14 protein-coding genes are annotated in these 13702 nt (G+C 69.8%); 6 read left to right on the top strand and 8 right to left on the bottom strand.

From position 1 onward, the window contains the following. Positions 1-107: 107 nt before the first annotated feature. The 3 genes from AC3ENO_RS06635 to AC3ENO_RS06625 all read right to left on the bottom strand — a co-directional run bounded on the left by AC3ENO_RS06635 (position 108) and on the right by AC3ENO_RS06625 (position 4561). Complete coding sequence (locus AC3ENO_RS06635) at positions 108-725, bottom strand: GyrI-like domain-containing protein (protein ID WP_434969851.1); 618 nt, start codon at positions 723-725, stop codon at positions 108-110. A gap of 30 nt (positions 726-755) precedes the next feature. After that, a complete protein-coding gene (locus AC3ENO_RS06630) occupies positions 756-2324 on the bottom strand; it encodes an MFS transporter (protein ID WP_434969900.1) in 1569 nt (522 codons plus the stop codon). A gap of 305 nt (positions 2325-2629) precedes the next feature. Next, positions 2630-4561: an NHL repeat-containing protein gene (locus tag AC3ENO_RS06625; protein WP_434969850.1), complete on the bottom strand. Its 1932-nt coding sequence runs from the start codon at positions 4559-4561 to the stop codon at positions 2630-2632. Between the two features lie 164 nt (positions 4562-4725). On the opposite strand from AC3ENO_RS06625, the gene AC3ENO_RS06620 reads away from it, so the two are divergent. Further along, complete coding sequence (locus AC3ENO_RS06620) at positions 4726-5190, top strand: hypothetical protein (RefSeq protein ID WP_434969849.1); 465 nt, start codon at positions 4726-4728, stop codon at positions 5188-5190. Between the two features lie 47 nt (positions 5191-5237). On the opposite strand, the gene AC3ENO_RS06615 is transcribed toward AC3ENO_RS06620, so the two are convergent. Next, a complete protein-coding gene (locus tag AC3ENO_RS06615) occupies positions 5238-5654 on the bottom strand; it encodes a TIGR02611 family protein (RefSeq protein WP_434969848.1) in 417 nt (138 codons plus the stop codon). Positions 5655-5809: 155 nt separating this feature from the next. On the opposite strand from AC3ENO_RS06615, the gene AC3ENO_RS06610 reads away from it, so the two are divergent. From AC3ENO_RS06610 to AC3ENO_RS06600, 3 genes are all read left to right on the top strand, one after another. Then, positions 5810-6502, top strand: a complete 693-nt coding sequence (locus AC3ENO_RS06610) for a HEAT repeat domain-containing protein (RefSeq protein ID WP_434969847.1) — start codon at positions 5810-5812, stop codon at positions 6500-6502. Further along, the gene (locus AC3ENO_RS06605; RefSeq protein ID WP_434969846.1) at positions 6499-7497 is read left to right on the top strand and encodes a MerR family transcriptional regulator; all 999 of its coding nucleotides are present in this window, start codon (positions 6499-6501) and stop codon (positions 7495-7497) included. Before AC3ENO_RS06610 ends, AC3ENO_RS06605 begins: the two co-directional genes overlap by 4 nt. 81 nt (positions 7498-7578) lie before the next feature. Continuing rightward, complete coding sequence (locus tag AC3ENO_RS06600) at positions 7579-8262, top strand: YoaK family protein (RefSeq protein WP_434969845.1); 684 nt, start codon at positions 7579-7581, stop codon at positions 8260-8262. Between the two features lie 3 nt (positions 8263-8265). Here the strand turns inward: AC3ENO_RS06600 and AC3ENO_RS06595 are convergent, their stop codons facing one another. Both AC3ENO_RS06595 and AC3ENO_RS06590 read right to left on the bottom strand, forming a co-directional pair. Beyond that, positions 8266-8493 (bottom strand): sigma factor, encoded by a 228-nt coding sequence (locus AC3ENO_RS06595; RefSeq protein WP_434969843.1) that lies wholly within the window; start codon positions 8491-8493, stop codon positions 8266-8268. Next, positions 8490-9239, bottom strand: coding sequence for an SDR family oxidoreductase (locus tag AC3ENO_RS06590; protein WP_434969841.1), 750 nt, complete (start codon positions 9237-9239; stop codon positions 8490-8492). The genes AC3ENO_RS06595 and AC3ENO_RS06590 overlap by 4 nt, the downstream gene beginning before the upstream one ends. 129 nt (positions 9240-9368) lie before the next feature. Between AC3ENO_RS06590 and AC3ENO_RS06585 the strand changes: the two genes are divergently transcribed. After that, positions 9369-11180: a GNAT family N-acetyltransferase gene (locus tag AC3ENO_RS06585; RefSeq protein ID WP_434969839.1), complete on the top strand. Its 1812-nt coding sequence runs from the start codon at positions 9369-9371 to the stop codon at positions 11178-11180. Positions 11181-11192: 12 nt separating this feature from the next. Here AC3ENO_RS06585 and AC3ENO_RS06580 read toward each other — a convergent pair whose 3' ends face one another. Both AC3ENO_RS06580 and AC3ENO_RS06575 read right to left on the bottom strand, forming a co-directional pair. Beyond that, entirely contained in the window at positions 11193-12368 is a 1176-nt protein-coding gene (locus AC3ENO_RS06580) for a PQQ-dependent sugar dehydrogenase (RefSeq protein ID WP_434969837.1), read from the bottom strand. Continuing rightward, a complete protein-coding gene (locus AC3ENO_RS06575) occupies positions 12365-12547 on the bottom strand; it encodes a hypothetical protein (RefSeq protein WP_434969836.1) in 183 nt (60 codons plus the stop codon). Before AC3ENO_RS06575 ends, AC3ENO_RS06580 begins: the two co-directional genes overlap by 4 nt. A gap of 119 nt (positions 12548-12666) precedes the next feature. Here AC3ENO_RS06575 and AC3ENO_RS06570 point away from each other — a divergent pair, with 119 nt between their 5' ends. Next, complete coding sequence (locus tag AC3ENO_RS06570) at positions 12667-13698, top strand: CD20-like domain-containing protein (RefSeq protein ID WP_434969835.1); 1032 nt, start codon at positions 12667-12669, stop codon at positions 13696-13698. The last annotated feature ends 4 nt before the right edge of the window (positions 13699-13702 follow it).

Genomic DNA, 13702 nt, shown 5'->3' with positions numbered 1-13702 from the left:
TTCAGCGATGTCAAGCACGTCCGCGACATCAGCGACCGACGGGATCCCCGCTCTCGCGCACCGCACGCGCCGCGCCGTGCGCGGGTGTCCGGCGGACGCAGATGCGCTCAGATGATCGGCCGCACCGGCTGACGCAGAATCGTCCTGAGCTTGTCCGGAGCCACGCGCCGCGGGTCGCTGAGGTAGATCTCGTGATGCGGCCCGTTGAAAGTCAGTCCCTGCGCCGGCATGAGGTCGGTGTGCAACCGCTCCAGCGTGGGCGTCTCGGCGTCGTAGGACCCGATGTGCAGAATCTGCAGCGCGAGCCCCTCGTCGATGACAGCGGGAACGACGCGCGCGATGGGAAGCTCCGGTTTCGCGCGCGCCGCCGTTTCCAGTCCGGCGCGGATGTCGGCATCCGTCACCTGCGCGGGCAGCGGGATCATCATCGTCCAGGCCCAGGCGTCCTTGCGTCGATCCCGGAAACTCGCGGGGTCTTCGCTGGACCACAGCCCCTCGAGCGGTCCGACGACGAAGCCCTCTCCCGTGCGGGCCGCGAACGCGCCCCTCACGGCGTAGCCCGACGCGTAGAGCGCGCTCACGGCATTCGTGTACTCAGGCGACGTGTTCGGGTCGCCGCGGCCTTCGACGGTGAGGTATGTGAGAGGCGGCACGGTCACGCGGGTGAAGTCGTGAGCGCTCGGCGCGTAGAGGTCCTTGCGGTCCTTCTTCAGGTCGTACGTCAATCCTCGCCGTCCCTCCGTCGCACGCCGACGTCAGTCGACCTCGCCGCGCATCGACCCCGACCGCTCTGCCGCCCGGCGCACGACGAGCGCGCCGACGAAGCCGAGCAGGAGGAAGACGGTAGCGACCAGGAGCGACCACCGGGTGGCGTCCGCGAAACCGGTCGACAGCGCCGTCACCGCCGCCGCCGTCTGGTCACCCAGCGCACTGCTGGACCCCTCCGCGCGCAGCTGGCTGATCGTCGTTCCCGCGGACTGGCGCGTCGTGTCCGCGAGCTGTGTCGCCGTCGACCCGGTGATGCCGGCATCCGTGAGCGCCGCCGGCAGCGTCAGGGCCAGCGCGACCGCGAGGGCAGCCCCCGCAAACGCCGTGCCGAGGGCCGAACCCACCTGCCGAACGGTGCTCTGGGTCGCCGATCCCTGTCCCGACACGTCGACGGGCACGTCCTGCAGAACAGTGCCGGTAAGTTGCGCGGATGCCAGGCCCAGACCCAGTCCATACACCACCAGCGGAATCGCGATGATCCATCCGGAGCTGTCCCCGGTGATGAGAAGGGCGAGGATGCCGACCCCGACCACTTCGAGACCGAGCCCGATGAGTACGGTCCCCGGCGACCCGAAACGCGCGGCAAGGTGGCGCGCGGAGGCCCCCGAGAAGAAGGCGCCGAGCGCCATCGCTGCCAGGACGAGACCTGCCCCCATGACATCCAGACCGAGGGCATTCACAAGGTACAGCGGCAGCACGAAGATGATCGCGAACTCCCCCACCGCCACCATCGCGGCCGTCAAGTTCCCCCAGGTGAAGGTCGGCAGTCGGAACAGATTCAGATCGAGGATGGCGGATCGGCGCACGCGCTCGCGGTGACGTTCCCACAGCACGAACAGCACCAGGGCGACGATCGCGACGGCGAAAGCGATCGGGACGACAGAGACCGGAGCATCCGCGGGCCACTGCCAGCCGAACACCGAGAACTCCCCGGTGGGCGCCCACCACCCCAGCTGCGGCCCTTCGATGACCGCGAACACCAGTGCGCCGAAGCCGATGGCGCTCAGGAGCGCACCGTCGACGTCCGCGCCCGGCCGCCCCTTCGCGCCCTTCGTCTCGGGCACGGTCAGCAGCGCTGCCACGAAGACGGCCGCACCGAGCGGGATGTTCACGAGGAAGATCCAGTGCCACGACGCCCACTGCGTCAGCGCTCCGCCGGCGAGCGGACCGATCGCCGCCGCTCCCGAGATCACCGCGCCCCACACGCCGAAGGCGGCACCGCGGTACCTGCCGCGGAACACCGCATTGACCGTCGACAGGGTCGAGGGCATGATGAGCGCCGCGCCGATCGCCTGCACGGCGCGCGCGGCGATGAGCGGGCCCGCAGCGTCAGCCATCGCGGCGAGGATGCTACCGCCGACGAACACGACGATGCCCACCTGGAACAGCAGTTTGCGTCCCCACCGGTCGGCAAGTTTGCCGGTGGAGAGCAGGAGGGCTGCCAGCAGCACCGCGTAGAGACTGTTGACCCACTGCGCGTCGGTCAGATCGAGGCCGATGTCCGCGATGATCACGGGCAGCGCAACGCCGACGATCGTGCCGTCGAGCACGATCATGCCGAGGCCTGTCGACAGGACCGCCAAGGCCAGCCATTCGCGGCGGGTCGGCGGAGTCACGCGAAGGTCAGTGGTGGTGCTCACGCATCGAGCCTGGCACAACGGGAACAGCCCGACAACGCGCGCCCGGCGATCGCGGGGCAACGTTCCCCGACCTACCGAGATACAGCGGTTTCGGGGCGTGCCATGGATCGGGGGACCTCGCGGTTACCCCAGGGCACGTCGTTGTGGGTCGAGAAACGTATCACTCAACGAGCACGGAAGGCAAGCGAGGTCCGCGAGAGACCGCTGCGCACCTCCGGCGGTCAGTTGGTGAAGGGCGGGACCTCAACGGGTGCAGCGATACCGATGAATGCCACGATCTGGTGCCCGCCGGGGTTGGTCTGCAGCGGCACCTCTTCCCAGTTGTTCGCGACCCAGAGGTTGCCGGACGGGTCGACGACGAGGCCCGTGTTGCGCACCAGCCCGTCGAAGCCGTAGCCGGTGTCATCCGGCGAGATTGCGTCCCCGGTGGACAGTGATCCCGGGCACGTCTCGGGAGAGGTTCCGCAGAACGCTGACACGCGCTGGTCCGCGAAGTTCGCGACCCACACGTTGCCGTTGCCGTCCGTCGCGATTCCCCACGGACGCGTCACTCCGCCACCGCTGAACGGACCCGTGACCGTTTGCCCGTCCGCCGAGATGAGCGCCACCGAACCCGTCGGGCCGGAGGAGATCGGACGCTCCGGGCACGGGAGGGTCGTCGATCCGGAGTTGGCGACCCACACGTTGCCCTCGGCATCCGCAGCGACACCCATCGGGAGCACGAAAGCGTCACCGGTCAGCGGGGCATCGCCCACGAGTGTCCCGTCGTAGTCGAAGACCGCGACCGAGCTGCTCGCGATGCCGCTGACGACGACATGCCGCCCGGTGTCGACGACACCGAACGCCTGCTCGAGACCCGCGTCGAGGGTCTTGGCCTGTTCCGGGTCGCCACCGGGGTACACGGTCACGGTGCCCGTCTGGCAGTTCGCGGTCCACACATCGCCGGATGCCGTCACGTCCATTCCCTGCGGCCATGCGAGATTCCCCGCCGTGAAGCCGGTCGTCGCCGGCGACAGCGGCTCCCCCTCGATCGTGAACAACGACAGGCTGTTGTGCGGGGGCTGTTCAGTGCATCCTTCACCGGCGAAACCGAAGTTGCTCAGCCACAGCCGACCCGACGGGTCGAAGGCGATCCCGAACCCCGACCCGCTGAGCCCGCCGCCGGCGTAGGTGCCGACCATCTGCCCATCGGGCGAGAACTTGAGAACCAGGTCGCTGGCGCAGGTGGGCTGCTGGGGATCCGCGTTGTACTCGTAGTTGTTGTTCACCCAGACATTGCCGTCCGGGTCGACAGCGAAGGTGCCGGGCCCGTCCAGGGTCTGCCCGTCGCCGTCGAACCGCAACGCGAGGGTCCACGCCGAGGGCTCTTCCGTGAGACCGGGACGATCGCCGGCCACGGTCAGTGACAGCTCGTACAGGGTCGAGACAGCCGCTCCCGGGTCGCGGGCGATCGCAGAGAATGCCCGGAACGTGTCGACGGGTCGCTCGTCTGCCCGGGCACCTGCCGCGTCGATGAGGGTGGCGCAGTCGTCTGTGTCGAGCACGCACGCGCTCAGCATGTTCGCGAGCGACGTGAAGGCCGCAAGAGCCGTGGTCTCCGTACCGTTGGGCGCGGAGGTCAGCACCGCTCCGTAGTCGCCCGTCTGCGCATCCACCAGGTTGGCGGCCATGAGTGCCGCGTTGGGAAGCCCGGGAGCGGATCCCGCGACTCCCGCAGCGTCGGTGAATTGCGCGAGCGCATACGCGGTAGCCACGGTGGAACGCTCGTTGAGCACGACGGTTTCGGCATCCGTCGGCACGATCGCCGCGAATGTGGCGGTGTCCGTCGAGGAACTCGCGCCCGGTGCTGTCGCGACGAGGTAGACCAGCGACGTGGCGCGCTCGATCGCACGGAGATCGACAGTGAAGCTCCCGTCACTGTCGGTGGTGGTCGCCGCGATCCGCTCAGCCGGGCCGTCAGCCGTCCCCGCTTGCCAGGCAGACACGCTCCATCCGGATGCCGAGGCCCCCGTGACGACGGGGTCGACGGTGCCGGCGAAGGATGCTGCGCCGAAGGTGGAATCCTCGCTCGCCCAGCACCCGCTCAGCGCCAGAGCGGTCACGGTCAGCGCTGCGGCGGCGGCCAGGGCGCGCGAAGCCAGTCTCGGTCGCATCACATTCACTCCGTCGGGTGGTCGGGAATTCGGGTCCTCGGATCCGTGTGCGCGGCAACCCTAGCAGGGCCGGTTATGACCAGATCGAGCAGGAATCGAGAAGTCTCCCCGCGTGCCGCGGTCGTATCGTCGGTGTCAGCCGACTCAGCGGGAAGGAACAGGCGATGGCCGACACACGTGAGAGCACGAACGACGACGCTTCGGCAGGGTTCAGCGAGGCCGAACGCGAGGCGATGAAGCAGCGCGCCGCCGAACTGCGCGCGCAGGCCGCGGGCGGAACGGGCACGGCGAAGAAGAAGAAGGAGGCGAAGGCGTGTCTGGACGCGATCGCCGCGCTCAGCGGCACGGACAAGGACGTAGCCGAGCTGCTGCACCGGATCGTCCAGGACGAGGCGCCGCACCTGGATCCGAAGACCTGGTACGGATTCCCGTCGTACGCGCGAGACGGAAAGGTCATCGTCTTCTACCAGCCGGCCTCGAAGTTCGACACCCGCTACGGCAGCGTCGGGTTCAACGAGGAAGCACTCCTCGATGACGGGGCCATGTGGGCGACGGGCTTCGCCGTCGTCGAGGTCACGGACGAGGTCGAAGCGACTCTCCGCGACCTGGTGCGCCGCGCCGCCGGTTGACGGGTCGATCGACCGAGCGTCGGGTTCTCCCCCCGGCCTGTCCGCCGTCAGGCTGCGCGAGTGCGCCGGCGCTCGTCGCGTGCCGCGCGACGACGGCGCCACCACACCCAGAACCGGTCCAGCATCCGCTTTGCCCACGCCGAGAGCCGACGTGCCCAGCGGAACTCGGTACCCAGCACGGCCAGCCCCAGGAAGACGATGAGCCACCCCGGGCCCGGCAAGGGCACGAGGACGAGTCCGCCGAGCGTGAGCACCGTGCCGACGGACGCAACTCCCACACGGTAGGCGATCTCGACACGAGGATGCCGCGCGACCCACGCGCGCGCCCGGCGCAGCATCCGTCGGATGGGTCGGTCCTCGCGCTCGGCGTCGGCGATCTCGGCGCGGATCTCGCTTTCGAGCGGTCCGGCACCCGCGGGGGCGGAGTCGAAGTCGGCAGGCCCTGGGCGTGTCGTCGAGGACATGGCGCGACGCTAACACGTGAGGCGGCGAGCTCCCTGAGAGCGCCCGCGGCCACTCGCGGGTCGGGTCCCGCAGAGCGCCGGATGACGATCTCTCACACGCTCTGCTTGACATTGTCACAGTGTCAAGGTCTTGCATGGATCCAGGAGGTATCCCCATGACCATGGACTCGCGGAGCGTCGGGCGACTGCAGGCGCTGCTTCAGGACGCGTCGGCGTCGACACGGATGCAGGCGGCGCTCACCGCCGGCTCCCGGCCGGATCCGACGTTCGTCGGCATCCTCATCGACCGGTGCGCGATCGAGCCGGACTTCACGGTGCGCGACACGCTCACCTGGGCGATCACGCGCCACGACCCGACCCAGACGATGCCGTTGCTGCTCGAGGCCGCCCGGAGCACCCCACCGCAGGCGCGCAGCCAGGCGCTCCACACGCTGTCGAAGGTCGGCGCACCCGGCGGCTGGGAGGCGATCACTCCGCAGACGCTCACCGATCCGGACGACGAGGTCGCGCGCGCGGCGTGGCGCGCCGCCGTGGTCCTCGTCCCCCGCGGCGTCGAGCCCGATCTCGCTCAGACGCTCGCCGCACAACTCGGCCGCGGCGACCGGGATGTGCGTCGCAGTCTGAGCCGCGCGCTGGTGAGTCTCGGTGAGGCCGGCGCGGCTGCTGTCGACACGGCGCTCGCGGGCGATCTGAGCGATGAGGCCCGCACACACGCCCTGGCGACGCTGCGCATGGTCGAGGATCCCGAGGAAGGATTCGATGCGGCGACATTCGAGGCTCGGCGGATCGTCGCGCTGCGCAACGCGCCGACGATCCGCGACACCGACCACGGGCGCTCGGCCACATGAAGATCGGCGATGTCGCCCGCCGGTCGGGCGTGAGCGCGCGGATGCTGCGGTACTACGACCGCATCGGTCTCGTGCAACCGAGCGGCCGCACCCGCGGCGGCTATCGGGACTACGACGACTCCGACCTACGCCGCCTCCTGCACGTGGAGGCGCTGCGCTCGCTAGGTCTCCCGCTGCGCCAGGTCGCTCATGTCCTGGACGACGCGGCAGCCACCCCGACGGAGATCCTCGACCGCGTGATCGCCCGCACTGCCGAGGCCATCACACGCGAGCAGGAGCTGCTTGCCCGACTCCTCCGGCTGCGTGATCAGCAGCCGGAAGCCTGGGCGGACGTGCTGAGCACCGTCTCGCTGCTGCAACGTCTCGGTTCCTCCAGCGCATCCGAGCGGCAGCGGGCGGCGCTGACAGATCCGCGTCCGCCGATTCCGTCCGCGCTCGCCGAGGCGGCGCTCACCGAAGACGACCCGAACGTCGCGGGTGCTCTGCAGTGGGCGTTGGCGCGATCGGCGGACGATGCGACACTCGCGGCGCTGGGCGACGCGCTCGAGTCAGGTGATCCAGACACCCGTCGGCGGGCGATCACCGCGCTCGTGAAGATCGCCTCGCCCACGCTGCCGGGGGTCGCGCCACTGCTGGAGCGTGCAGTGCGGCACGCGGACCCGATCGTACGCGGCCGGGCAGCCCTCGCGCTCGGTCGTGCCGGAGCCCCGGCCGCGACGGCGGAACTCCTCGCCATGATCGTGCGCGGCACCGACGATGTGGAGGCTGCGGAGGCCCTCGGTGTCCTCGCCCGCACGCCGGGCAACGACATCACGACGCGACTGGACAAGGAGTTGTCCACCCTCTCGGACCCCGACGCCAGGCTCCGACTCACGCAGGCGCTGGGCGAGCTCAACGACGACGCCGCGACCGGCATCCTCGACCGATTGGCAGCCGACCCGGATCACCGCGTGCGCTTGACGGCGCGTTACCTGCGCAGCAGAGTCGCGCGGTGACTCGGACCCGGTCGGCGGGCCGATAACCTGAGCGCTGACGCGACGCGGGAAGAGCCCCGCGGGAAAGGACACCGCCCACCCGTGGTCAGGTCACTCCCCCGTTCCCGCCTCGCCATCGCTGTGCTCCTGGCGGTACTCGCCGGCTACATCGACGGCATCGCATTCGTCTATCTCGGGGGCTACTTCGTCTCGTTCATGAGCGGCAATACAACCCAGTCCGGCGTCGAGCTGGCGGGCGGGGACATCGCTGCCGCCGGGTTCGGGTTCGCCGTCATCGTCGCGTTCGTGCTCGGAGTCATGCTCGGATCGGCCATCAGCACCCCCGGGCGTGATCGCGGAGCGCTCATCCTGGTCGGCGTCGCCGGCGTCGTCGCCCTCGGCGCGGCACTCGCGTCTGCGGCTCCGGTCGATCCCGGCGCCGTGACCGGGGCTGCGCTGCTGGCAGTGGCCCCGACGGCCGTGTGCCTGTCGCTGGCGATGGGCGCCGTCAACACCGTGTTCAACAGTCGGGGCGGGCCGTCCTTCGGGATCACCTACATGACCGGCGCGCTCGTGAAGATCGGGGAAGGGATCGTCGGTGCCTTCCGGGGCGGAGACCGCACGGGGTGGCTCCGCTACTTCGCGTTGTGGCTCGGGATCGCGATGGGCGCCATCGGCGGCGCGGCCGTCTACGGCGCCGTCGGCGCCGCCGCTCTCTGGTTCGCCGTGTTCTTCGCCGTCGGGATCGCGGGCATCAGTTCCACAGTGAGAGCTTCTCGGGGTTGAGTATCAGCCTGACCTCGCGGACGCTCCCGTCAGCCACGCGCGAGGCGAGACCACGGCGGAGCGCTCATCCTCGGTGAGGCGATACCACGGCGCATACGTCTCTTGCACGGCGCCCTCGGCGTGAGCGACCGTTCCCAGCATCCGGAACGCGAGCGACACGAGGTGCCGACGTTCGGCGATCGCCGGATCGTGGAGCGAGAGGTCACTGGTCGCAGCTGTGCCATCGGTCATCCGCGACCCCCGTCCTGATCCAGCCACTCGGCGAAGGTCTGCGACCCGAGCCGGGCTCCCGGCCCCGGAAGCAGGCCTCCGCCGGCCATGGCCGCCCCGAGCGCCCCGGGGAGTCGAATCTCCACGACGCGAGCGCTGGACCCGGTCCGCTGCAGGTACCGCCGTGCGAGATCCGCCATCCGCTCCTCCCGTGGACCGGCAAGATCAGGGGCATCTCCGCTCGCGCCGCTTTCGACCAGGTGCAGGAGGGCCGAGGCCACTTCCGATGCTGCCACCGGCTGAGAGCGCATCTGCGGCACGACGTGGACGCCGAGCACCTTCGCCTGGGCGAGCACCTGCGCCGAAAACTCATGGAACTGCGTCGCGCGCAGAATCGACCAGTGCCTCCCGGATGCCGCGACCAGCTCCTCGTGAAGCGCCTTTCCCGCGTAGTACCCGTGCGGCGCCTGGCGGGCCCCGACGATAGACAGAGCGACGTGGTGCACGGGGTTCTCGCGCGTTGCGGCGAGCAGGTTCGCGGTGACCGTGCCGAAGAACCTCCGTGAGGCCGATGCCGAAAGCGTCTGGATCGAGGTGACGTCGATGACGGCATCCGCCCCCGCGACGGCCGCAGCGAGACCGGCGCCCGTGATCAGGTCGACGCCGCCCGAACGCGACAGCACGACCACGTCGTGACCGGCAGCACGGGCGTGCGAGACCACGTGGCGACCGACGGTTCCGGTTCCGCCTGCAACGGCGACTCTCATGATGTCTCCTGCCTCGCGTCGCCACGATCCGGACGAACACTCTCATCATCCAGGACGACGCGGAGACGCGGAATGTGAGGTGGCGACCCCGCTGTCGCAGTCCGAAATTCTCTGACTATAGTCAGAGACATGGTCACGATCCCTCCCGAGCAGGATCCCGCTCTCGCACGTGCCGAGCTGCGAGCCTTCAACCGCGTCGTGACGGAGCGCATCGGCGCTCTCGAGGACCACTATCTCGACAGGGGCCGGTCGTTGGCCCTCGACCGGCTGCTGTGGGAGGTCGGCGAGGCCGGCGCCGAAGTCCGCGAGCTCCGGGCGCGACTCGGGCTCGATTCGGGGTATCTGAGCCGCATGCTCCGCTCCCTCGAGCACGAGGGCCTCGTCGTCACCAGAACCTCAGGCGAGGACAGTCGAGTGCGGCGCGTCCAGCTCACCGACGCCGGCCGCGCCGAGATCGGCATCCTCGACCGTCTCTCCGACGACCTGGTGGACGCGATCCTCGCGCCGCTCACGCCCCGCCAGCGCGCCGAGCTCGTGGACGCCACCGCAACGGCGCGTCGGCTTCTGACGGCGTCGGCAATCGAGATCGCATCCGCTGACCCCGACGACGCGGCGGCGCAGTACGCGATCGCGCAGTACTACTCGGTCTTGGCGCAGCGGTTCGAGTCAGGGTTCGACGCCGGCACGACCCGCCCCGCGCCCGCCGACGCGCTGCGGCCCCCCGCGGGTCGGTTCCTCGTGGCCACGCTCCGGGGCGCGGTCGTCGGGTGCGTCGGTCTGAAGCTCCATGCCGACGGCGTGGGCGAGATCAAGCGGCTCTGGGTCGCGCCCGCCACGCGAGGCATGGGTCTGGGCCGACGGCTCCTCACCGCGATCGAGGATGCCGCCCGCGACGCGGGGGCGCGGGTCGCCCGCCTGGACACGAACCGCGCACTCACGGAGGCCATTCAGCTGTACCGCTCCTCGGGCTACGTCGAGATCCCCGCGTTCAACGACGAGCCGTACGCGCACCACTGGTTCCAGAAGCGGCTCGCCGACGACCGCGCCGACCGCGAGCGCACGGCACCCTACGGGCGCGTCGGGTTCATCGGACTGGGACTCATGGGAACGCCGATGGCCGGGCGGCTCCTGGCCGCGGGGATCCCGCTGACCGTGTGGACGCGATCAGCCGCAGCGCTCGATCCGATCGTGAACGCGGGTGCTGCTCCCGCGGAATCCCCCGAGGCGGTGTTCGCGGCGTCGGACACGGTTGTCGTCATGCTCCGCGACGCGGATGCCGTCGATGCGGTTCTGCGCGACGCACACGGTGTGATTCAGCCGTTCGTCGCCGGACGCACCATCGTCAACACGGGAACGATGGCCCCTCACCTGTCGCGACGGCTCGCCGACGACACCGCCGCGGCGGGTGGGACCTACGTCGAGGCGCCGGTGTCGGGATCTCGCGTTCCGGCCGTGAACGGTCAGCTCGTCGGGATGCTCGCCGGCCCACCGGAGGCTGTCCACCGCGTTCGCCCGCTCCTCGAGCACCTGTGCGCCCGCGTGGAGGCCTGCGGCGACATCCCCGCGGCCCTGACGATGAAGCTCAGCGTCAACGTGTTCCTCGTGTCGTTGCTGGCCGGCCTCGCGGAGTCATTCCATTTCGCCACGGCGCACGGTGTGGACACTGCCGCGTGGCGAGAGATCCTCGACTCGGGCCAGATGTCCTCTCCCCTGTCGCGGGTCAAGACCGAGATGCTGGTTCGCGGCGATACAGCTCCGCAGGCGTCCATCGCGGATGTCCATGCGAACGCCGACCTGATCCGCAAGGCCGCCGCGGCGGCGGGGATCGCCTCACCGGTGATCGACGCGTGCGCGGAGCTGTTCGCCGCGGGCATGGCCGGCGGCGACAGCCCCCTGGACGCGGTCGGGATCGTCCGAACGCTCGCCGGCATGCGGCGCTGACGGGGGTGAGCGCTACGGTGCGGCTTCGACGAGCGGCACCGACAGCAGCCGGTCGTCGTCTCCGGAGGGCGACCCTCGCCCGTCGGTGTTGTTGGTGAGCAGCAGAAGCTCATCGCCGTCGATGACGGCGTCACGGATGCGGCCGAATTCGCTGATCCAGAGCGGCTGGGGGTCACCGATCAGCCCCTCCGGACCGACATCGAGCATCCAGACCCGCTCCCCGCGCAGCGCCGCGACGAAGAGAGTGTTGCCGGCGGCCGCCAGCCCGCTGGGACTGGCCTGATCCGGAGACCAGGTCACGACCGGATCCACGTAGGCGGTATCGCCCGCCGGCCCCTCGTGCACCGGCCACCCGTAGTTCGCACCGGCAACGATGCGGTTGATCTCATCGACCCGGTTCTGACCGAACTCGGTTGCCCACATGCTGCCGTCGTCGGTCCACGCCAGACCTTGCACGTTGCGGTGGCCGAGCGAGTAGACGGCGGTACCGAAGGGGTTTCCCGCGGCGGGTGCACCGTCGGGCCCGACCCGCAGAATCTTGCCCGCCAGCGACGACGGATCCTGCGCGGCATCCGGCGACCCGGCATCCCCCGTGGCGACGTACAGGTACCCGTCGGGTCCGAACGCGAGACGGCCACCGTTGTGGGTGCTCGCCTTCGGAATACCCTCGAGGATCACCTCCTCGGCACCGAGCCGGCGTTCGCCTGCCGCCCCCACGAGCGGCATCCGGATGACCCGGTTGCCGTTCCAGCTCGTGAGATACGCGTAGAGCCACGTCTGAGCATCCGTCTCGAGCACCGCGAGGCCCAGGAGGCCGCCCTCACCCACCGCGCTGACACCCGAGGCTGCGCCCAGGATGCGAGCTGATCCACCCGCGTCGACCTCGACGATCTCGCCGCCGCGCAGGCTCACGATGCGGGTGCCGTCGGCGAAAGGCACAACCGACCAGGGCACGCGCAGATCAGCCGCGACCACGGCCGGGGCACCCGCCGTGCGCCACATGACCGGAAGCGCTGCGGACGGTGACGACGACGGGCTGGGGTTCGGTGACGAACTCACGGGCGCCGACACCCCGCTGGGCGAGGCGCTCTCGGTATCGGATGCCGACTCGACGCACGCGGTCAGCGTGAGGGCGGCGGTGAGCAGCACGCTCCCGAGCGTGGCGCGGGCTGCCGGGGGTGAGGTCATTCGGAGGAGGACCGGGAGAAGACAGCGCGCAGCAGGAAGAACACGAAGAGGGCGACGACAGCCACGATCGCAAGTTTCACGATGAGCATCGCCACGCCCCAGAGCAGTTCCACCAGGACCCAGGCGATGACGATCGCCGCGATGACCCCGAGGATGGTCCAGAGTGTGCCTTTGTTCATCCTCCCAGCCTACGTACGAGCGATCACGGGTGGGCGTTCCGTCCGAGATCGGATACGGAACGTCTGAGGTCCTCCGGCGGTCGGCCCGCTACGCTCAGGAACGAAAAGGGGGAGCAATCATGTCGAACGACACGCCCACCGGAACGGGTGACCCGCGACCATCAGGCGAGAACGCCGCGCCTCCCCCGCCGCCCGCGGACGCGCCGCCCACGGGGAGCGCTACCCCTCCGGCTGCAGTCGACACGCGACCCAAGACCCTCGCGATCGTCGCGCTCGTGCTCGCCGGAGTCGGATTCGTCATGGCGTTCATCCCGTTCGTCAACTGGATCGCCGGCTTCGTCCTGCTCGCAGGGTTCATCATCAGCCTCATCGCGCTCATCGGGTCGCGGCACGGCGGCAAGGGCCTCAGCATCACGGCGCTGATCCTGTCGGTCGTCGGCTGGATCGCGGCATTCGTCATGATCCTGGTATCCGTCTTCTGGATCGGCGGGGTCGCCCTCACCGAGGCCATCCAGGAGCAGATCGTCGAGGCGACGCCGGTGATGCCCGAAGATGACGCGCCAGCCGAGGATGCCGGCGCCGCCGAGGACATCGCGGTGCTCGACGGCGCGTTCGGCCGATACAGCGTCGCCCCCGACACCTGGTGGTACGTGGCGGTCATCGACAACCCCAACGAGGACTACATCTTCGATTACTCGAGCATCGACGTCGAAGCGATCGGCGCGGACGGCACGATCCTCGACATCGCCACCGAATACCGCGTGATCCTCTCCGGTCAGGCAGCCCTCGTCGGCGATTTCACGGAGGTCGGCGAGGCCGAGATCGTGGATCTCAACATCGTCCTCCCCGGGGCCGCGGATGCCGTCTACTCCCCGTTCGCCGAGACCGGAGAGTTCACGATGGGCGCGCTGACCGCGACATCCGACGAGGTGTCGACGACGGTCACCGGAACGGTCAGCGGTGACTTCGCCGAGGATATGGAGCTCGTGCAGGTGAGCGTCGTCGCGCGCGACCCGTCCGGCCAGATCATCGGCGGCGCGTGGACCGTCATCGACCAGCTGCCCTCCATCGGCACGGCGGTGCAGTTCGAGGCCGTGTTCGTGGAGCCGCTCCCCGAGGGCACCGTGTTCGAGGCCTACGCGTCCCTGTAGCGGC

It is taken from the genome of Microbacterium sp. bgisy207 (assembly GCF_057706855.1).
This window is presented reverse-complemented; position numbering and strand designations above follow the sequence as displayed.